This window comes from Catenibacterium faecis, from assembly GCF_014306455.1.
Taxonomy (GTDB): Bacteria; Bacillota_I; Bacilli_A; order Erysipelotrichales; family Coprobacillaceae; genus Catenibacterium; species Catenibacterium mitsuoka_A.
The window spans coordinates 1-19,433 of sequence record NZ_JACRWG010000011.1 but is presented as its reverse complement, the minus strand read 5'-3'; the positions used below and the strand labels follow the sequence as shown (position 1 = coordinate 19,433).

Genomic DNA, 19,433 nt, shown 5'->3' with positions numbered 1-19,433 from the left:
TCCTCCTTAATCATTACTCTTAATATGTTTTATAGGATAAATGATATATCCATTTTTAGCACGAATATCTTCTATATGAATAGGTCCAAAATATCTTGAATCATAGGATAAAGGACGGTTATCCCCTAAAACAAAATATTCATGATGCTTTAACTTGATTTTAAAATCTCTTGTATATTGTGTGAGACCTAATTCTCTTTTTTCTTTCTGTATAAAAGAAAGTTTGAAAAATGGTTCTTCTACAAGTTTACCATCAATATATAAATGATCATTCTTATAGCTGATTTCTTCTCCTGGCAGTCCTATCACTCGTTTAATGATATCTTCTTTTAATGCTGCGCTGCGTACATCAACGATATCAAAACGGTGTATCTGCTTATGTGATGTAATTCCAGTCATTAAGATAAAATCTCCATCATGAATAGTAGGCATCATTGATGTTCCTTTTACCTTTACAGGAAGAACAATAAAAGTAAATAAGCATAATATAAGAGTCACTAGACCAGGTAAACATAGCTTCTTTAATTTATACATAATATAGAAAAAAGAATGGGGTAAGCCCCCATTCTCTTATCGAATTTCTTTAATTCTAGCAGCTTTACCAGATAATCCACGTAAGTAATGTAATTTAGCTCTACGTACTTTACCAACCTTAGCTACTTCGATATGATCGATGATTGGAGAGTTTACTGGGAATACTCTTTCAACACCTACACCGTAAGAAATCTTTCTAACAGTGAAAGTTTCACCAATACCGCAACCCTTTTTAGCAATACAAACACCTTCGAACATCTGAAGACGAGTCTTATTACCTTCCTGGATCTTTACAAATACTTTTAAAGTGTCACCAGCTTTGAACTGAGGTACATCAGTCTTGATCTGGCTCTTAGTAATTTCATTTACTAACTGCATGTTCATTATAACATTTCCTCCTACACAAATTTAGTCTTGGAAGCTCATTCGTATATATAACCAGCGGAACTTCTGTGTCTTACGACTTGGCTATTATAGCACTGTCTTTTTTATAAATCAATTACTTTTTTAATTCTTTTAGAATTTCTAATTCTTCTTCTGTAAATGAGCGTTTTTCTAATAAATCAGGACGTTTAATCATAGTTTTACGTAATGATTCCTTTAAACGCCATTTACGAATATTTTCATGATGACCACTTATGAGGACATCAGGAACTTTACTGCCTTCATATTCATAAGGTCTTGTATATTGAGGATATTCTAATAATCCATTAGAGAATGAATCATCTTCATGACTTGCCTGAGTGATTACTCCATGAAGTAAACGGATCACACTATCCATCACTACCATCGCACCAAGTTCTCCACCTGTAAGTACATAATCACCAATAGAAAGTTCTACATCTACATAATCACGAATACGTTCATCAAAGCCTTCATAATGACCACAGATGATCACGATATGTTTCTGATTAAGGGCTAATTCTTCAGCATAAGCCTGATGATGTGTCATACCCTGAGGGCTCATTAAAATAACAAGTGAATCCTTTGTGACTACTGTCTTTAAACAATCTAATAAAGGCTTACACATAAGCACCATGCCCTGTCCACCACCATAAGGTGTATCATCTACACTCTTATGACGATCTGTCGCAAATTCTCTAAAATCATGAATTTTTACTTCTACATGACCACTATCAATAGCTCTTTTAATAATAGATGTTGTCAAGAATCCTTCAAACATCTCTGGAAATAATGAAAGAACATCAATCTTCATCTAAGAAGCCTCCAATCAATGAGACATCAATACGCTTATGTTCAATATCCTTATTCTTTACAAAAGCATCAATATAAGGAATCATAACCTTCTTACCATTTACATCTACACCAATAATAGCCTGTGCACCCTGATATACATCAGTCACCTTACCAATATAAGTACCATTATTATAAACTTCACAATCCACAATATCAGAAATATAATGCATGCCTTCAGGTAGTAAAGAAGTATCCTTAGGGGCATAACAAATACATCCCTTATACTTTTCTACTTCATTAATATCTGCATAGCCTTTAAATGCAATCATATCAAAACCTTTATGGATATAATGCTTACTGATTTCAAAATCAAGATATTCTCTTGGTGTTTTGACAAGAATATGGCTGCCAGGGGCAAAGCGCTGTTCTCCAAAATCAGTTGAAGAAGCAATCTTTAAATCACCCTTGATTCCAAATGTATTAATGATTTTACCAATTTCTACAAGTTCCATTTGTACCTCCAAAAAAAAGGAAGTGTACACTTCCTTTATTCCTCACCATATGATTCAAATTTGATATCTAATCTCTTATGCATACCGCGTGTACTTACAGACATAAGCTGTCTGATAGAATTAGCCATAACACCTTTTCTACCAATTAACTTAGAAATATCATCGTGTGATGCATAAACATATAGAACAATCGCATTATCATCTAATGAAGGCATTTCTCTAACCTCTAACTTATCACGATCATTGACAAGTTCAAGACAGATGTCCTGTAATGCCTTAACGTAATCCATAATTATTTAGCCTTCTTAGATTCAGCAAATTCTTTGATTACGCCTTCTCTAGAAAGGATGTTCTTAACTGTGTCAGAAGGCTGAGCACCGTTACCTAACCACTTTAAGATTTCTTCTTTCTTTAAAGAAACCTTAGCTGGGTTCTGTCTTGGATCATAAGTTCCTAACTGTTCAATGAAACGACCATCTCTTGGCATTCTTGAATCAGCTGCAACAATTCTATAAAATGGTGACTTCTTAGCACCCATTCTCTTTAATCTTAATTTAACTGCCATTGTGTTTTCCTCCGATTAATTTAATTTGCTTACTTATAATACCATATTCAAATTAGGTGTCAAGTATTTTTACTTGACACTTTAACTTTTTTTAAATGTCATGATGACTTTAAAGAGATCCCCATCTATTTCTATATCAAATGTACCACCCTGAGCAACAACAAAGCTTTTCGCAATCGCAAGTCCTAGACCACTACCTGTTTCATGACGAGATTTATCTCCACGTACAAAACGTTCCTGGATTTCTTCGCTAGAGAAGTTCATTTCTACTTCACTCATATTCTTGAATATAACTGAAACATAGTCTTCTTCCTCATGAATATCAATATAGGCACGGCTATGTGGCATGGCATACTTACCAATATTAGTTAATAGATTTTCAAAGACACGATATGTCTTATCTCCATCTAGATGAACGACAACATCCTCTACATTCTTAATGACCTGGATATCTTTAGATTCTAATACTTCAATACATTCAGCTAAGGATTGATCAACTAACGCTTGTAATCTTAAATCAATAGGATGAAGGTCAATATTACCACTAGAGGCTTTAGAGACATCAAAGAGATCTTGAATAAGATTAGAAAGTCTATTTGTATATCTTTCTAATTGGTTTAAATATTCAGTTCTTGTTGCTTCATCAGCTTGTGTATTCTTAAGTAAAATAACATAGTTCTTAATACATGTAAGAGGAGTTTTTAAATCATGAGAGACATTGGTAATAAGTTCTGTCTTCATATTCTGTGATTTTGTTTCTTCCTTAACAGCTGCTTCAAAACCTACTTTTAAGTTATTTAAACGATCACGCATACTGTTGAAGATGCCTAGATCATCTTCTATTTCTGTATCAAAATGGCCATGAGAAAGCTGTTCTGTAAAGTCTAGCATATTTTTATAATCATTCTTTACCTTCATTGACTGCTTTCTTATATATAAGAAAGAGATCATGACATAAACAATCGCAAAGATTGTCTTACTTGGTGAGAGAACATATAAAATAATAACAAGCAATGAATTACAGATAGTAAATTTCAAGATATCCTGATTGATATTATCCTTCAAATCAAATTCAGTCACTTTATTACCTAGTTCCTTTGTTTTTGCATAAAGGGCATAAATGCATGTATTGTTTCTAAAATAGTCCATTCCATTCATAAGCATATACTTCACAGTAAAGCATAACATTGAGAACAAGAAATAGAAAATGACCATACAGAAAAAATAGAGGCCATAACTGATAGATGTAGCATAAGCTATATTATGTCTTGCAAGGGCACCTTGAAGTTCTCCCATCATCACAAGAGCACCTGTTACTCCTGATGCCCCTATAAAAATAAAACTAGTTAATCCAATAATGATAATAACAGTTAATAGCTTCCATTGTTTAATTGTGCGATATGGATTAATAACTTCTTCTACTTCTAATGAATTCATTAAAATATATATAAAGATAACTAAACCCAGAAGAAGAGCAACTCCTGAAAGGACTGCAATATCATATTCATCCACAAAATTACGTTCAATATATGTCATAGGCGATTCATACATTGTACAATAATAAGTCATTTCTATATCTTTAGGTAAATTAATACTTACCTGATTTAAATCTACATACGTATTATATACTTTAAGTAAAGATCTTTTTCCATCTTTTCCTTCTTCGAGCTTATATCCTGCATCAAGGTTACTAATAATATCACTTTCATCAAAAAGAGCTACAGTATCCGTGTAAAAATATTTCGAACGCGCACTAGATTTAAAAAATTCTTCATAGGCGACAGGATAATAAGATTTCTGATTCTTATAATACTGTCTTGTCTTTTCATTATATGCTTCATAGTGAAATCCATCATCATCCTGTTCCATATCTAAAACAGTTTTGAATATTTCATTCATCGTCGCAGTAGCTGCTTCTTGTGATTTTTCATCTAGCCCATTAAAATTTAAAGGCTTATAATCAGGATCTGTTTTTGATTCAACTGCCATTGTAAGAAACTGCAGCATATATTCATTCGTATTGTCTGCGACTCTTTTCTTATAACCATCCTGCTGTTTGACTGTGATATAAATCATACAGCTTGGACAAGCCAATAATAAGACAATTAAACCAATAATAAATATACGTCTTTTCTTCATTGTCATCACTCCATCTTCTCTATTTTATAACCTACGCCCCAAACAGCCTTTAAGTATTCAGGATGTTTAGGATTGGCTTCAATTTTTTCTCTAAGTCTTCTTACATGAACCATGATTGTTTCTGTATTAATGGCTGTTTCTTCCCAGATAGATTCATAGATTTCTTCTGCAGAATACACCTTACCAGGATAACTCATTAATAGTTCTAATATCTGGAATTCTTTCTTAGTGAGTCTAACAGAACGTCCATTCACAAAGACTTCTTTAGTTGCCTGGTCTAATACTAAACCTCCTACAATAAGTTGATTGTTTGGCTTTTGTATATTTCCCTTTAAATTTAAGATCTGTTCATAGCGTCTTAAATTAGAATTCACTCTTGCAATGAGTTCCATAGGTTCAAAAGGTTTAGTGATATAATCATCTGCCCCTAGATTAAGTCCTGTAATCTTATCAATATCTTCTGTTTTAGCTGTCAAGAAGATCACAGGGATATCTGATACTTCACGAAGCTTCATTGTCATAGTCAGCCCATCCATAACAGGCATCATAATATCTACAATAGCTAAATGGATATCGTTATGTTTAAGTGCTTCAAGCCCTTCTTTTCCATTCTCCGCTTCAATGACTTCATAATTCTGACTCTTTAAAAAGATCTTAACTGTTTCTCTAATACCTAACTCGTCTTCTACAAGTAATAGTGTGTGTTTCATTAACTTAACTCCCCTTCTTCATAATCAGCGAGTCAATGTACTTAAATAAGCGATAATACTGATCATAATAACAGGAAATAATAATGTGAACATAAATGTTTCAAACATATGTATCCCTCCTTCGCTTATAAGTATAGTGACTAAAAATAAAAAGATTCGTGATGAAATTCTTAAATAATTCTAAAGAAAAAACCTCCGGGGAGGTTTTATTTCTTCTTTTTCTTATGTCTTGTCTTTTTACGATAAGGATTGAGTTGTTGCTGATTCTTCATTGGTCTTTGTGTTGGCATACCAGTTGTAGGATCAATGTTACCTAGCTGCTTCATGACCTTACGTGACTGTTCAAACTGTTTTAATAGCTTATTCACTTCAGTCACAGACTGACCACAACCCTTGGCAATTCTTTCTTTACGTGATGAATTAATCATATCAGGATTTGCACGTTCTGCTTTAGTCATAGAATAGATGATTGATTCAGTCATCTTCATCTTAGCAGCGGCATCATCATCATTTAAATTAGGAATCTTAGGCATTCCTGGAATCATCTTCAATAAGCCAGATAAAGGACCCATCTTCTGGAGTTTCTTCATCTGATCAAGCATATCATCTAAACCAAAAGTACCGGCTTTCATCTTATTGAAAGCTTTCATACTTTCTTTTTCATCATAAACATCCTGTACCTTTTCTACAAGGGAAACAACATCCCCCATACCAAGGATACGATCTGCCATACGGTCAGGATAGAAATAATCGATTTCATCTAATTTTTCACCTGTACCGATATATTTGATAGGGACGTGAGTGACATGTCTAATAGAGAGAGCACCCCCACCACGTGCGTCACCATCTAACTTAGTTAAAACTGCACCAGTGATTCCTAGTCTTTCATTGAATGTTGAAGCAACATTCACGATTTCCTGACCAGCTAATGAGTCAACAACTAAAAGGATTTCATCAGGATGGGCAATTTCTTTAACATTAGCAAGCTCCTGCATCAACTTCTCATCAATTTGTAAACGACCAGCAGTATCGATGATTACTACATCGTTGTGATCATCACGCGCTTTAGCTAAAGCTTCAGTAACGATTGTTTCTACAGGTGTATCAGTGCCTTTAGAGAATACTGGAATATTAAGCTGTGCACCTAATGTCTTTAACTGATCAATGGCAGCAGGACGATAAATATCGCCAGCAACTAATAAAGGCTTCTTACCTTGTTTTTCAGTGATTAATTTAGCAATCTTACCAGCAGTTGTAGTTTTACCTGAACCCTGTAAACCAACCATCATGATGATTGTAGGATCTTTAGAGTAGTCTACAGTCACCATTTCTGTACCAAGTAATGATACTAATTCATCATGAACAATCTTGACAAGAACCTGTCCTGGTTTTAATGAACCAATAACGTTCTGACCGATTGCTTTTTCTTTTGTATTTGCAATAAACTCTTTAACTACCTGGTAGTTAACATCGGCTTCAAGTAAAGCCAAACGGATTTCACGAAGCATCTCCTCCATGTTTGCTTCAGTAAGAGTCGCTTGTCCTGTTACCTTTTTTAATGTCTCTTGGAGTCTATCTGATAAAGATTCAAAAGCCATAATTACCTCCCTAGATATTCTTCAGCATTTCAAGATATTCATCAATATCTTCATGCTTCTTATTCTTTTCTTCTTCAATCTTATTAATTAAATTAAGTCTCTTACGATGATTTTCAAGAATATGTAATTTAGATTCATACTTCTCTAAACTCATCACAGAACGCTTAATATTATCAAAAACAGCATTTTTAGAAACACTTAAGTCTTCAGCTATTTCTGATAAAGACAGATCTTCCTCATAGTAGAGAGAAAGATACTGCTTCTGTTTGTCTGTCAACAGTTCTCTATAACAATCCATCAAGAGGATGACTTGTTCTTTCTTTTTTAACTCTTCATCCATCATCTTACTCCATCAGATCATTACACAAACCATAAATATACTGTTCAAGATCAAATTCCTGTAAGTCATCAATCTTTTCACCTAAACCAATAAACTTAACAGGGATATTGAGCATATCCTTAATAGAAAGAATAATACCACCCTTAGCAGTACCATCCATTTTAGTAAGGACAATACCAGTAATATCTGTAATCTTAGAGAATTCTACAGCCTGTGAAATACCATTCTGACCTGTTGTTGCATCTACTACAAGTAATGTTTCCTGAGGTCCTTCTGGTACAACTCTCTTGATGATACGATTCATCTTTTCAAGTTCCTTCATTAAGTTTACTTTATTCTGTAAACGTCCTGCTGTATCACAGATGAGTACATCATAACCGCCTGCTTTTGCCTGTTCTAATGCATCAAAGATAACAGAAGATGGATCTCCTCCTTCTTTACCCTTAACACAAGGAATATTTAAACGGTTTGCCCATTCAGCAAGTTGTTCAATGGCACCAGCTCTAAATGTATCACCAGCAGCCACCATAACCTTCTTGCCTTCTTCATGCATAATCTTATTGGCAAGCTTAGCGATAGTAGTTGTTTTACCTGCACCATTAACACCAACCATCAAGATGACTGTTAAGTCATTTTCTGCATAGTTGATCTTAGTTGTCATATATGAGTCATTGGCATAGATGACAAACATCTTATCAACGATAATATCATTAATCGCATGAGGATCCTTGATATTTTCAAGACGTACTTCTTTCTTGATTTCATCTACAATCTTCATAACCATGTTGACACCAACATCGCTCATGATCAGGATATTTTCTAACTCATCAAAATATTCATCGTTGATTTCACGATATCTTGCGGCTAACGCATTAATTTTAGATGAGAAAGAAGCAGATGATTTATCAAGACCAGCAACATACTTCTCATTCTGTTTTGTAGATTTACCTACAAATGTTTCTTTAATCTTCTGAAAAAATCCCATAATGCATCCTCCTAACTGCTTGCATATTCAGTGGCATCCTTAAGCTTAACACTGACAAGCTTAGTGACACCTTTTTCCTGCATTGTAGCCCCATATAATAGGTCACATTCAGCCATAGTTCCTTCACGATGTGTAACAACAATAAATTGTGTCTGATCTGAGAAACTACGTAAATACTTCGCAAAACGCTCTACATTCGCAATATCAAGTGCAGCTTCTACTTCATCGAGAATACATAAAGGAGATGGCTTCACACTGATCATCGCAAATAAGCAGCTTAATGCGATTAATGCGTTTTCTCCTCCTGAGAAAGAATGCAGTTTTGCAGCCTTTCCAGGTGGCTGTGCTTCAATATCAATACCTGTTTCTAGAATATTATCTGGATCAGTATATTTAAGTGAAGCATGTCCTCCGCCAAATAAATAACGGAATACATCGTTGAATGCCTTATTAATGGCTTCAAATGAAGTGCTGAACTTCTCAACCATAATAGCATCCATATCTTTAATAGCTTTTAATAAGCTATCCTGTGCTTCTAATAATTGTGAACGCTGTGTACTTAGTGTTTCATAACGTGTACTTACATCATTGTATTGTTCAATGGATTCTACATTGACATGTCCTAGTGACGCAATACGCTGTCTTAAATCACGTACTTTATCCTTAGCCTTATCAATATCAATGGACATATCGGCTTTTTCCTGCGCATGTTCAAAAGTCATTGCATATGCATCATTAAGTCTTAATAAGTAGTTCTGAATCTCTGTTTCTAAACGAGACTTTGCGACCTTCTTATCCGTACTCTGACTTTCTACATCTTTTAAAGCAGCACGATGTTCACGTAAACGACGAGACACTTCTTCGTTTTCATTCACATAACCCATACGGATTGTACGTTTTGCCTGAATTGTTTCTTTTAATTCATCACGACGTCTTTTTGCATCATTTAAACGATCAAGTAATTCATTGTTTTGAGTGCCTTTGATAACTTCATCAAGTTCGACACTCTGGTGTGTTAAGTTTTCATAATCAGCCTTAGCGACTTCATATTCATTCTTCTTATTTGTAACAACAAGTTCAAGTTTTGCGAGAGACATCTGTTTCTGCATAAAGAGCTGTCCAATTTCTCTTCCCTCATTTTCTAATGTATGAAGATCGGACTTCATCTTATTAAGATCTTTTTCTTGTTGATCTAATGTACGAGACACACGTTCTAATTCTCTTTTAGACATCATCGAATTATTTGTATGCTTATTTGCCCCACCAGTTAAAGAACCACCTACATTGATGATATCTCCTTCAAGGGTGACAACACGATAACGATGATAAATAGATTTTGCGATTTCTGTCGCATGATCTAAATGATCAGCTACAATTGTATTACCTAACTGGTTTAATACAACATCACTAATAGACTTATCATAAGTCACAAAATCACTCATTACACCTAAATATCCAAGAGACTGTTCAGCAAGCATCTTTGCTTCATCTCTTAATAATCTAGGTTTCATTGTATCAATAGGTAGGAATGTCGCACGTCCTGCCTTATTCTTTCTCAAGAAATAAATAGCTTCTTTTGCCTGATCATTTGTACGAGTGACAATAAATTGCACTGCCCCACCTAGCGCTGTAGCAAGTGCTGTTTCATAGGTTTCTTCTGTTTCAATCAGATCACCTAAAGTACCACAAATACCAGATAAAGAATTTTTCGCACCTAAAATAGTACGTACACCATAGCTGTAGCCACTCTTATTCTCAATAATATCAGTCAATCTTGTCTTCTCAGTACGAGAATTATGAATGTCAATATTCTTCTTTTCAATAAGAGAGCGAAGATTAGCCTGCTGCTTCTTATTTAAAGAATCTTTCTGTGCCAAATCATTCTTTTCTTTCTTGACATCATTATAACGCTTCACTCTATCGTTATAATCTATAATTGCATCTTGAAGAATAGACTTCATACTTGCTTTCTTTTGTTCTATATCTTCCTGGCTTGTTGTTTCTAATATATGCTTACGATTGGCATCAATTTCAACCTTCTGTGTTTCAAGGCTACTGACTTCATTCATTGCCTCTAATAGCTTTTCCTGAAGTTCATTGACTTCCTGGTCAAGAGCATACATCTTCTTTTCAAGTTCTTCACTCTGCTTTTCATCAAGAATAACAGCACCATCATTGGTAATACGTTCATTTTCTAGGTCTTCTAACTCTTTATTTAAAGTCTTTAATTCTTCAGAAAGAGTACTGATTTCCTTTACTAGCACTGAAACTTCTACTTCCTGTAGTTCTTCCTTGAACTCTAAATATGTTTCAGCCTTTTCTTTTTGTCTTTTCAATGGTCCTATCTGTCGTTCTAATTCACTACAGATATCCTGAACACGGTCTAGATTGTCTGTTGTACGTTCAAGTTTTCTGACTGTTTCAATCTTACGCTTCTTATATTTTGCAACACCTGCTGCTTCTTCAAACATCGCACGTCGATCTTCTGGTTTGCTTTTCACAAACTCATTGATATTATTCTGAGAAATAATAGATAAAGAATCTCTTCCTAAACCTGTATCCATAATTAAATCAGTAATATCCTTTAAACGGCACTGTTCTCTATTTAATAAGAATTCTGAATCACCTGTACGATAAAGACGACGTGTGATTTCTATTTCATTAGAATTAAAATCAAGAAAATGATCTTCGTTATTAAAGACAAGTGTCACTTCTGCTTCACCCTGTGCTTTACGATCTTCACTTCCAGAGAAAATGACATCCGTCATTGTTTCTCCACGCATTGCCTTTGCAGACTTTTCTCCTAGTACCCAGCGAATGGCATCAGTAATATTTGATTTACCACATCCATTAGGCCCTACTATTCCAGTAATACCTGGCATGAATTCAACTACACTTTTATCCGCGAAGGATTTAAAGCCATGAAGTTCAATTCGTTTTAAATACATGTTATTCCTCTCTAATCTAAAATAACTTTGCCGTCTTCAAAGCCCTTTACGATTGCAAGAGACTGTACTTTATATCCAGCTTCTTCAATTCTATGTCTTCCCTGCTGGAATCCTTTTTCAACGACAATACCAATACCTTCTACTGTTGCACCTGCCTGATTACATAAGTCAATCATGCCCATAACAGCTTCCCCATTGGCTAAGAAATCATCCACGATTAATACATGGTCTTCTGGACTTAAGTATTTCTTAGAAATCTGTCCAATATAGTCTTTATTCTTAGTATAAGAATGAATTTCTGTAGTATAGAAATCATTGTCAGTGATTGAAGAAGAACCCTTCTTAGTAAATACTACATGACAATTATTGAATTTCTGTGCAACGACAACAGCTAAACCAATACCGCTTGCTTCAATAGTAACAATCTTGTTGATTGGTTTATTGTTATATCTTTCATAGAATGCATCTGCAATCTTATTAAATAACTCTACATCAATCTGATGATTTAAAAAACTATCTACTCTTAATACATTTTCATTAATAACATATCCGTCTTCTAAAATCTTCTTCTTTAACTCTTCCATCTTCACTAATCCTTTTTCTTTTTTGTGAGTCCTGTAAACATCTCATATGGGATATAAACAGTAAATACAGAACCAACATCTTCTTGTGATTCTACATCTATTTTATAGTGATGTAAATCAATAATCCTTTTTACTATAGATAAACCAAGTCCATTTCCTTCAATTGTACGTGATTTATCCTGTCTATAGAATCTTTCAAAGATATGAGAAATAGCATCCTGGCTCATTCCCACACCTGTATCTTCAAATCTTACCTGTAGTTCAGTGGCTGTTCTTCTTACTTCTACTGTTACTACACCATGCTCATTCGTATACTTGATTGCATTACTTAATAAATTGATCCAGACCTGCTCCATACGGCTTTCATCCGCTTCAATGATGAATTCCTTTTTAGGATGAATGAATTCTATTTCGATATCCTTACTTAAAGCCGCATTATCTTCCATCTCAATAACACGATTAAGCTGTTCAATAAGTGGGAATTCACTCTTATCTAATGATGTATCTTCACCATCTAATAATGTTAATTGAAGCATATTCTTAGATAGATGAGACAAACGATTTGAATTGAACAATATAATATCAGCATATTTCTGTCTTTGTTCATCTGTCAGATTCTCATTCTTTAATATTGTCGCAAATCCACTAATAGCCGTTAAAGGTGTTTGGAACTCATGAGATACATCCGATATAAATTGTTGGCGGATTGTTTCCTGCTTAGCGAGTCTTACTGCCATTTGATTGAAGGAAGCATACAATGAGGATATTTCATCTTTTCCTTCATAATTGACACGCACCTTATAATTCCCTTTTGCAAGCTCATCAGTGACCTTTGTGAGACGTGAGATTGGTTTCACAATAATATCTGCAACAATCAGGAAGACAATACTTCCTGTCATCATAAAGATAATAGCTGCACTTGTATAAGACTTCATAAAGATATCTTTTGTAGCAGAAAAATCCTTCTGAACTGTAATCACATATGTCTGATTATCAATTTTAAATGCTTTCGCATATTGCGAAATGATTCCTTCACTACGTAATGACTTATCTTTTGAAGTCGCAAGTGTTTTTAATTCATCATCTTTAAGTATAAGTTTCTTATTAACATGTCCAAAGCTTTTTGTCTGTCCTTCACATGTGACAGTAAAAGACATTTCTGATGTTTCTGAATAATCCGCTAAAATCTTATCCTGATCCTTATCATCAATTAACTTGATCAAATCTGCAATATGATCGGAAGAATGTTCTAACTCTTCTAATGCCAGTTGATCAGAGTCATGATTATAAGATCTGATTGTAAAGAAACAACAGATTGAAAAGCTTAATAAAGATGTTAATAAAAAGCCAATTATAAGTTTACTATAAATAGACTTCATTACTCAACCTCTATTTTATAACCTAAGCCACGTACTGTCACAACTTTGAATCCTGGGAGATGCCCAAGATTCTCACGAATACGCTTAATGTGAACATCTACTGTACGATCAAAACCGTCATAATCCATTCCCCAGATTTTTTCAATAAGCTGTTCTCTTGTGAAAATCTGATTTGGATTCTTTGCGAGTTCAAATGCCAATTCAAACTGTTTTAAAGGAAGATGGATAATCTGATCCTGATAACGTACTTCATATTTATCACCATCAAAGATGACGTCACCAATCTTCACTACATTTGAAGAATTAATACTATATCGTTTTAAGATTGTTTTAACACGTGCCATTAATTCATCTGGGTCAAAAGGTTTTGTAACATAGTCATCAATACCTAAAGAGAACCCTCTTAATTTATCTTTTGATTGTGATTTAGCTGTCAACATAATGACTGGAAATTCACGATATTGTCTCATCTGTTCAACAAGTTCAAAACCATCCATTCCAGGCATCATGATATCTACAACAGCCAAATCAATATATTGGTTTTCTACTATATCCAATGCTTCTTCAGCATTAGCTGCTTCAATTGTATCAAAACCTGCTTTATCAAGATAGAAACGCACTAATTCTCTAATATGCATTTCATCATCTACAACCATGATTTTAGATTTCATCTTATTTCACCTCATTTTTTCTCATTATATCATACTTATTGCATCATGAAGAGATGAAAGTAAGTCCTCAAGCTGATCTAGACTCGAAAGTGTTGCACCTGAAGCAAGGGCATGTCCTCCCCCACCAAACTTAGCAGCCACTTCATTAATAATCGCATTTCTAGAACGAATAGAGACACGATAGACATTATCTTTCGTATTTTCTGTAATAGCACACCAGACTTCAAATTCCTTGACATTTGCAAGTGTATTGACGTAGCTAGAGCCTTCTTCACGACTAATACCTAATTCTTTAAGGTCTTCATCCTTCAATATATAGTAAGCCACTTTATCATTGACTTGATAATTGTTCAAGATAAACTGTGTGACTTTTAAATCTTTTTCTTCTCTTAAATACATTGTTTGATAGATTTCTTCAATATTAATACCTGATTCTAATAAGTAAGATGCTGCCCTGAATGTACGGGCATCTGTAGAGCGATACATAAATCTATTTGTATCACCAATAATACCCATATATAAAGCACGTGCACCTTGTTCATTTAAAGAATAAGCATCCCTTACTTCTTCTAATAATAGAGAAACAATCTGAGAAGCACTTGATGCAGTGGCATCTTCAACATTGATATCTCCATAAGAATCTACGACGATATGATGATCAATCTTAATGATCTTCTCACATACTGAAATATCACCATCAATACGTTCACGATTAGCTGTATCAATCACAATACCTAGAGTAGGAAGTTCTTTTTCTTCATCTATAGGGGCATTGAATTTTTCCCATAAAACATTCTCAAAGTTCCCTTTTAACACAACATTGATTTTTGGAAAGTTTTCTTTCAAGAAACAATACATACCTACAGTAGAACCAAAAGCGTCATAATCAGGATTAATATGACGATATAAGAATACTTGTTTATATTGTTTTAATAAATTAATTATTTTATCCATAATTTAACCCACCTTTTCCCCCATTTTAACATATTTTCATAGAAATAAAAAAGACAGAAATCAATATATGACTTCTGTCTGTCATTTTATCCTAAATGCAATAGTTTCATAGTATCTCTAGCGATTTCTACTTCTTCGTTTGTAGGGATTACAAAGACATCAATCTTAGAGAACGGATGAGAGATTAATCTATTTTCGTCTGAACGAATCTCATTTGATTCTTCATTTAAGAATACGCCTAGTGCACGAGAACAATCATCGATAATCAAACGTCTTAAGTAAGCAGCGTTTTCACCTACACCTGCAGTGAAGGCAATTGCATCTAAGCCACCTAATTCTACGAAATACTGACCAATATATTTAGAAACAATACGTGAATATAATAAACCAGTTAATAATGCACGTTCATCACCTTCATTGAATAAAGCATTTTCAATATCACGTGAATCTGAAGAAATACCTGAAATACCAAGCATTCCTGATTTCTTATTATAGATATCTAATACTTCATCAGGTGTTTTATTTAATTTCTTACATAAGTAAGGCATGATAGATGGATCAATTGTACCACATCTAGAGCCCATCATTACACCTGCTAGTGGTGTGAATCCCATTGATGTATCAATACACTTACCATCTAATACTGCAGAAAGTGATGCGCCATTACCTAAATGACATACGATGATACGTGAATGTTTTGGATTACCTAATTCTTTAATAACCTGTTCAGAAACATATTTATGACTTGTACCATGTGCACCATATTTTCTGATTTTATAGTCTGTGTAATATTCTAATGGTAATGGATATAAATATCTTTCTCTATCCAATGTCTGATGGAATGCTGTATCAAATACGAATACATGTCCTACTCCTGGAAGAGCTTCTTTGAATGCGCGATATCCTACTAAGTGTGCAGGGTTATGTAGTGGTGCTAATTCACATAACTCTTCTACCTTACTTACTACGTCTTCATTTACAACAGCACTAGAATCAAAGTATTCACCACCATGTACAATACGATGTCCTACTCCTTCAATTTCTTCTAGCTTTTCAACAATTTTTTCCTTAACTAATGCTTCTAACACTAAAGAAACAGCGACCTTATGGTCTGGAATAGGTAATTTTTCTGTTTTCTTCTGTCCATTATGTTTAATAGTAAAAATTCCTTCTTCTAGTCCAATTCTTTCCACAATACCTGAGCAGATTACTAGTTCTGAAGGCATCTCTAATAACTGGAATTTTAATGATGAACTACCAGCGTTTACCGCCATGATTTTAGCCATACTATAACCTCCTTAAAATCATATAATTTAATTTTACTAAAATAAGATATAAAACACAACAAAAATATTGTAAGCGTTGACACAAAAATATTGTAAGCGTTGACATTTATTTCAGGATTTATTTCAGGTTTATTTCAGGACTTATTTCGGTTCTATCTATGGAGGAAATTAATCGTACTCCTGCAATACTTTTAACTAGAACTATAGACAAAGACCACTGCATCAGATTCCAGAGTAAATACTATTTTCCAGTAACTGAAAGCGGTGACAGAAGATACTTTACAAGAAAGACTGACTGCATGGTCATTGAGTCATTTGATCGACAGTTTCTGGCAAATATCGCTGATAAGCTTTATCTAATGGAAGAAGTACCCAAACATGAACTAGTATCAAAGGAATTTGATGCTCCTAAGGAAGCACCTAAGAAAGAAAAGAAAAAGTATATTCCTCCAATGAATCATCCATGGAGAAAAGACAGCTTTGCGAATTATGCTGCAAAACAAAAGCACCGTTGTGGTGCTCATGTTTGATTATCATTAAAATTTAGGAAACACCTAATTATTTTAAATTACCTTTATTACTCGTTACAGTCCCCTTTTTCATTGTTTTCTGCATAAGTTCTTTCTATTATAACTATTTCATTTCAAAAAGTATTATCAACAATATTGTTAAACCAATATGTAATCCAAACCAACCAAACCAAGCTATTCCAAATGTACTAGATAACCACACACAAACAAAATATCCTATAACAGCGACTACAGGTGTATATTTCCATTCTTTATATACAAGATAACTTAAAAACAAATAAAATAATGTAATAAAAATATTTGCATAATCATCATCAATATTGCTTAGTAACACTGAAAAATTAATAATATTAAATATTAAAAGTACAAAAGATAATAATAATCGTCTGATTTTCAACATATAAGTTTACTCCCTTTACCAAAATAATTGCGGATATATTGCTCTGCTTTGTGTGTCATCTATAATTTCAATTGCTTTTATATCTGAAAATGTATTTTTTATCTGTATTAAATTCTCATAAGTGTTTTTCTTATCAGTTTCCACAAAGTAAATTGATAAAATTCCATTTTTAAAATAATATTCATAATTTAAGCATATATCAGTATTATTAATATATTCAATTTCAATTACGTCAGTGATTTCTACACTCTTAATATCTATTTTGTTTATATTCACTTTATCTTGAGAGCATCCTGTACATAGCAAACAGATTAAGATTATTAATATTATTTTTAATTTAATAATGTGATACTGATGATGATGAGCAAGATGTAAAATCTGCATCGTTTACTCCTATATGATATGTACATTTACTTTTAATTTGATTAGATAATTTTGAAGGTGTATTAGCATTTGAATTAATGGTTAGTTTTATGTTACTCACAGAGTTCCATGTTTTTGTAGCAAAATGCGTACAATTATTTGCAGGTGCCCAAGTTTTTCCGTACGAATTTATTACAGAATTCAACCTAGAATAAGCAATAGGACTAAAAGTTTGTTTTGCATAGGTGACTTGTAAAGAATTATTTACATAACCAGATCGTTTGTTTCTTTCATAATTATACCATACTCCATTATATCCAGTTATAAAAGAAGGCCATGTTCCTATTGAACAAAATTGATTTGAAGATAAAGATTTTGTTCCATATGATCTTGTCTTCTGATAGTTTCTTACTGTGATCCATGCATGTCCTTGTAATCCTAGCGAGGTTAGAGAACTATTTCCTGATGTCGAAGAATAAATCGTTAATACTCCGGCTACTTGGTCATCTAATCCATATGCTCAGCATAACTCATTTCAGATAAATCTATCATGTCATTTTCTATTAACTCACGTAAAGTTGGATATTTAGGTTCTAACGCTTCAATATGATTAGGAAAAACCATAGCAAATGTGATAGCAATACAAATAAATGATCACAATTTAATTTTTCTATTCATTTAAAATCCTCCCTTTTTAAAATTATTCGCTAAGTTCAAGAAAAATGTTGCTACTAGATCATCAAATTTAGCTTAACATCAGATTTTCTACTTCATATGAAACTGGAAAAGTAAACATTGAAGAGAAATGGCATCTGTGATTCTTAGAATGATTGTGGACACAGAAATCTTCAGTATCAAAATGATAAGAGCTATACCTATGCCCACTTCAATTAAGGAAGCATATTACAAGTATTGTTATGGGATTTTTTTGAATAAGTTAACGTAAAGCAACAATTTACTTAAAAAATCGAAATTATTTAATAAATTTATTATGATTGAAAAAATGCTTTATACCTCCTCTCTTTTAAATATGCTTTTATTATTAATCAATCATATTTATATTTCTAATCTTATTATAATTTTTTTGGGGAAAATGAATAGTGCTTTTGTATATAATGCACATATTTTGATGATGAATTCATAATGCCTAAAGTGGAATTTAACTTTTCACTTTAGTTTTATGATTTTTATGCAAAAAGTGCTTGCATACCCTAAATCTATATGGTATATTAAGTAGGCAGTCCGATGCAGACATACTCAAGAGGCTGAAGAGGCTCCCCTGCTAAGGGAGTAGGTGGGGTAACCTGCGCGAGGGTTCAAATCCCTCTGTCTGCGCCATTGCAAATGGTCTGGTAGTTCAGTTGGTTTAGAATGCCGCCCTGTCACGGCGGAGGTCGCGGGTTCGAGCCCCGTCCAGACCGCCATTTGTAATTTAACACTTCTTCGGAAGTGTTTTTTATTTATATATACTTTAAATGCCAGACATTGTCTGGCATTTTTGAGTAACTAAATATACTTGGGGTTTACTCAAGCTTTGAAAAAGCCAGGGGTGTGATTAAAATGGTACCCATAAGGAGGACAACAACCTGACAGTTGTGATACCCCTCCTGTGGGTATCATTTTTTGTTTTGTTGTTTAAATTCTACTATGTCAAAATCAAAAAAATTCACTGATGAAGAAATTAAGTTATTATCTAACTCACCATACGTCAAGAACGTTAAACAAAACAGACTGATAT

The 19,433-nt window shown here is 33.6% G+C and carries 20 protein-coding genes and 2 tRNA genes; 3 read left to right on the top strand and 19 right to left on the bottom strand.

The genetic code is table 11. The annotated features are described in order from the left end of the window. Positions 1 to 6: 6 nt before the first annotated feature. The 17 genes from lepB to H8909_RS04170 all read right to left on the bottom strand — a co-directional run bounded on the left by lepB (position 7) and on the right by H8909_RS04170 (position 16,402). On the bottom strand, positions 7 to 534 hold the full coding sequence (gene lepB, locus H8909_RS04250) for a signal peptidase I (RefSeq protein WP_187011972.1): 528 nt from the start codon (positions 532 to 534) through the stop codon (positions 7 to 9). Positions 535 to 570: 36 nt separating this feature from the next. Next, positions 571 to 918, bottom strand: a complete 348-nt coding sequence (rplS, locus tag H8909_RS04245) for a 50S ribosomal protein L19 (protein WP_117459905.1) — start codon at positions 916 to 918, stop codon at positions 571 to 573. Between the two features lie 115 nt (positions 919 to 1,033). Next, a complete protein-coding gene (gene trmD / locus H8909_RS04240; RefSeq protein WP_187011971.1) occupies positions 1,034 to 1,750 on the bottom strand; it encodes a tRNA (guanosine(37)-N1)-methyltransferase TrmD in 717 nt (238 codons plus the stop codon). Then, positions 1,740 to 2,243, bottom strand: a complete 504-nt coding sequence (gene rimM, locus H8909_RS04235; protein ID WP_187011970.1) for a ribosome maturation factor RimM — start codon at positions 2,241 to 2,243, stop codon at positions 1,740 to 1,742. The genes trmD and rimM overlap by 11 nt, the downstream gene beginning before the upstream one ends. 35 nt (positions 2,244 to 2,278) lie before the next feature. After that, entirely contained in the window at positions 2,279 to 2,533 is a 255-nt protein-coding gene (locus tag H8909_RS04230) for a KH domain-containing protein (protein WP_006504719.1), read from the bottom strand. Between the two features lie 2 nt (positions 2,534 to 2,535). Further along, positions 2,536 to 2,808, bottom strand: a complete 273-nt coding sequence (gene rpsP, locus H8909_RS04225; protein WP_022425814.1) for a 30S ribosomal protein S16 — start codon at positions 2,806 to 2,808, stop codon at positions 2,536 to 2,538. 81 nt (positions 2,809 to 2,889) lie between these two features. Continuing rightward, positions 2,890 to 4,947 (bottom strand): sensor histidine kinase, encoded by a 2,058-nt coding sequence (locus H8909_RS04220; protein ID WP_187011969.1) that lies wholly within the window; start codon positions 4,945 to 4,947, stop codon positions 2,890 to 2,892. Positions 4,948 to 4,952: 5 nt separating this feature from the next. Next, the gene (locus tag H8909_RS04215) at positions 4,953 to 5,657 is read right to left on the bottom strand and encodes a response regulator transcription factor (RefSeq protein WP_187011968.1); all 705 of its coding nucleotides are present in this window, start codon (positions 5,655 to 5,657) and stop codon (positions 4,953 to 4,955) included. Positions 5,658 to 5,863: 206 nt separating this feature from the next. Then, positions 5,864 to 7,255: a signal recognition particle protein gene (gene ffh, locus H8909_RS04210; protein ID WP_187011967.1), complete on the bottom strand. Its 1,392-nt coding sequence runs from the start codon at positions 7,253 to 7,255 to the stop codon at positions 5,864 to 5,866. A 10-nt stretch (positions 7,256 to 7,265) separates the two neighbouring features. Then, on the bottom strand, positions 7,266 to 7,595 hold the full coding sequence (gene ylxM / locus H8909_RS04205; RefSeq protein WP_022424280.1) for a YlxM family DNA-binding protein: 330 nt from the start codon (positions 7,593 to 7,595) through the stop codon (positions 7,266 to 7,268). Between the two features lie 4 nt (positions 7,596 to 7,599). Further along, the gene (gene ftsY / locus H8909_RS04200; RefSeq protein WP_022424279.1) at positions 7,600 to 8,580 is read right to left on the bottom strand and encodes a signal recognition particle-docking protein FtsY; all 981 of its coding nucleotides are present in this window, start codon (positions 8,578 to 8,580) and stop codon (positions 7,600 to 7,602) included. A gap of 11 nt (positions 8,581 to 8,591) precedes the next feature. After that, positions 8,592 to 11,528 carry a chromosome segregation protein SMC gene (locus H8909_RS04195; RefSeq protein WP_187011966.1) on the bottom strand — a complete coding sequence of 979 codons (2,937 nt, stop codon included), beginning with the start codon at positions 11,526 to 11,528 and terminating at the stop codon, positions 8,592 to 8,594. 11 nt (positions 11,529 to 11,539) lie between these two features. Beyond that, on the bottom strand, positions 11,540 to 12,112 hold the full coding sequence (locus tag H8909_RS04190; RefSeq protein ID WP_187011965.1) for a xanthine phosphoribosyltransferase: 573 nt from the start codon (positions 12,110 to 12,112) through the stop codon (positions 11,540 to 11,542). A gap of 5 nt (positions 12,113 to 12,117) precedes the next feature. Further along, positions 12,118 to 13,491 (bottom strand): sensor histidine kinase, encoded by a 1,374-nt coding sequence (locus H8909_RS04185; protein ID WP_117459800.1) that lies wholly within the window; start codon positions 13,489 to 13,491, stop codon positions 12,118 to 12,120. Further along, positions 13,491 to 14,162: a response regulator transcription factor gene (locus H8909_RS04180; RefSeq protein ID WP_022424275.1), complete on the bottom strand. Its 672-nt coding sequence runs from the start codon at positions 14,160 to 14,162 to the stop codon at positions 13,491 to 13,493. Before H8909_RS04180 ends, H8909_RS04185 begins: the two co-directional genes overlap by 1 nt. Positions 14,163 to 14,186: 24 nt before the next feature. Then, positions 14,187 to 15,116 (bottom strand): DHH family phosphoesterase, encoded by a 930-nt coding sequence (locus H8909_RS04175; RefSeq protein ID WP_187011964.1) that lies wholly within the window; start codon positions 15,114 to 15,116, stop codon positions 14,187 to 14,189. Between the two features lie 86 nt (positions 15,117 to 15,202). Continuing rightward, complete coding sequence (locus H8909_RS04170; protein ID WP_187011963.1) at positions 15,203 to 16,402, bottom strand: acetate/propionate family kinase; 1,200 nt, start codon at positions 16,400 to 16,402, stop codon at positions 15,203 to 15,205. Positions 16,403 to 16,560: 158 nt separating this feature from the next. Between H8909_RS04170 and H8909_RS04165 the strand changes: the two genes are divergently transcribed. Further along, complete coding sequence (locus H8909_RS04165; RefSeq protein WP_187011962.1) at positions 16,561 to 16,932, top strand: hypothetical protein; 372 nt, start codon at positions 16,561 to 16,563, stop codon at positions 16,930 to 16,932. A 103-nt stretch (positions 16,933 to 17,035) separates the two neighbouring features. Here the strand turns inward: H8909_RS04165 and H8909_RS04160 are convergent, their stop codons facing one another. Together H8909_RS04160 and H8909_RS04155 are read right to left on the bottom strand one after the other, a co-directional pair. Further along, positions 17,036 to 17,332: a hypothetical protein gene (locus H8909_RS04160; RefSeq protein ID WP_006504502.1), complete on the bottom strand. Its 297-nt coding sequence runs from the start codon at positions 17,330 to 17,332 to the stop codon at positions 17,036 to 17,038. A 15-nt stretch (positions 17,333 to 17,347) separates the two neighbouring features. Beyond that, entirely contained in the window at positions 17,348 to 17,716 is a 369-nt protein-coding gene (locus H8909_RS04155) for a hypothetical protein (protein ID WP_006504503.1), read from the bottom strand. 1,226 nt (positions 17,717 to 18,942) lie between these two features. Between H8909_RS04155 and H8909_RS04150 the strand changes: the two genes are divergently transcribed. Both H8909_RS04150 and H8909_RS04145 read left to right on the top strand, forming a co-directional pair. After that, positions 18,943 to 19,033, top strand: a tRNA-Ser gene (locus H8909_RS04150). Positions 19,034 to 19,041: 8 nt separating this feature from the next. Continuing rightward, positions 19,042 to 19,119 (top strand) — tRNA-Asp (locus tag H8909_RS04145). Positions 19,120 to 19,433 lie beyond the last annotated feature (314 nt).

Coding starts and splice junctions, on each gene's coding strand:
- lepB (WP_187011972.1), bottom strand. CDS start 534: ATGTATAAATTAAAGAAGCTATGTTTACCTGGTCTAGTGACTCTTATA.
- H8909_RS04230 (WP_006504719.1), bottom strand. CDS start 2,533: ATGGATTACGTTAAGGCATTACAGGACATCTGTCTTGAACTTGTCAAT.
- rpsP (WP_022425814.1), bottom strand. CDS start 2,808: ATGGCAGTTAAATTAAGATTAAAGAGAATGGGTGCTAAGAAGTCACCA.
- H8909_RS04220 (WP_187011969.1), bottom strand. CDS start 4,947: ATGAAGAAAAGACGTATATTTATTATTGGTTTAATTGTCTTATTATTG.
- trmD (WP_187011971.1), bottom strand. CDS start 1,750: ATGAAGATTGATGTTCTTTCATTATTTCCAGAGATGTTTGAAGGATTC.
- H8909_RS04215 (WP_187011968.1), bottom strand. CDS start 5,657: ATGAAACACACACTATTACTTGTAGAAGACGAGTTAGGTATTAGAGAA.
- ftsY (WP_022424279.1), bottom strand. CDS start 8,580: ATGGGATTTTTTCAGAAGATTAAAGAAACATTTGTAGGTAAATCTACA.
- H8909_RS04165 (WP_187011962.1), top strand. CDS start 16,561: ATGGAGGAAATTAATCGTACTCCTGCAATACTTTTAACTAGAACTATA.
- H8909_RS04190 (WP_187011965.1), bottom strand. CDS start 12,112: ATGGAAGAGTTAAAGAAGAAGATTTTAGAAGACGGATATGTTATTAAT.
- H8909_RS04170 (WP_187011963.1), bottom strand. CDS start 16,402: ATGGCTAAAATCATGGCGGTAAACGCTGGTAGTTCATCATTAAAATTC.
- ylxM (WP_022424280.1), bottom strand. CDS start 7,595: ATGGATGAAGAGTTAAAAAAGAAAGAACAAGTCATCCTCTTGATGGAT.
- ffh (WP_187011967.1), bottom strand. CDS start 7,255: ATGGCTTTTGAATCTTTATCAGATAGACTCCAAGAGACATTAAAAAAG.
- H8909_RS04160 (WP_006504502.1), bottom strand. CDS start 17,332: ATGTTGAAAATCAGACGATTATTATTATCTTTTGTACTTTTAATATTT.
- rimM (WP_187011970.1), bottom strand. CDS start 2,243: ATGGAACTTGTAGAAATTGGTAAAATCATTAATACATTTGGAATCAAG.
- rplS (WP_117459905.1), bottom strand. CDS start 918: ATGAACATGCAGTTAGTAAATGAAATTACTAAGAGCCAGATCAAGACT.
- H8909_RS04195 (WP_187011966.1), bottom strand. CDS start 11,528: ATGTATTTAAAACGAATTGAACTTCATGGCTTTAAATCCTTCGCGGAT.
- H8909_RS04175 (WP_187011964.1), bottom strand. CDS start 15,116: ATGGATAAAATAATTAATTTATTAAAACAATATAAACAAGTATTCTTA.
- H8909_RS04180 (WP_022424275.1), bottom strand. CDS start 14,162: ATGAAATCTAAAATCATGGTTGTAGATGATGAAATGCATATTAGAGAA.
- H8909_RS04155 (WP_006504503.1), bottom strand. CDS start 17,716: ATGCAGATTTTACATCTTGCTCATCATCATCAGTATCACATTATTAAA.
- H8909_RS04185 (WP_117459800.1), bottom strand. CDS start 13,491: ATGAAGTCTATTTATAGTAAACTTATAATTGGCTTTTTATTAACATCT.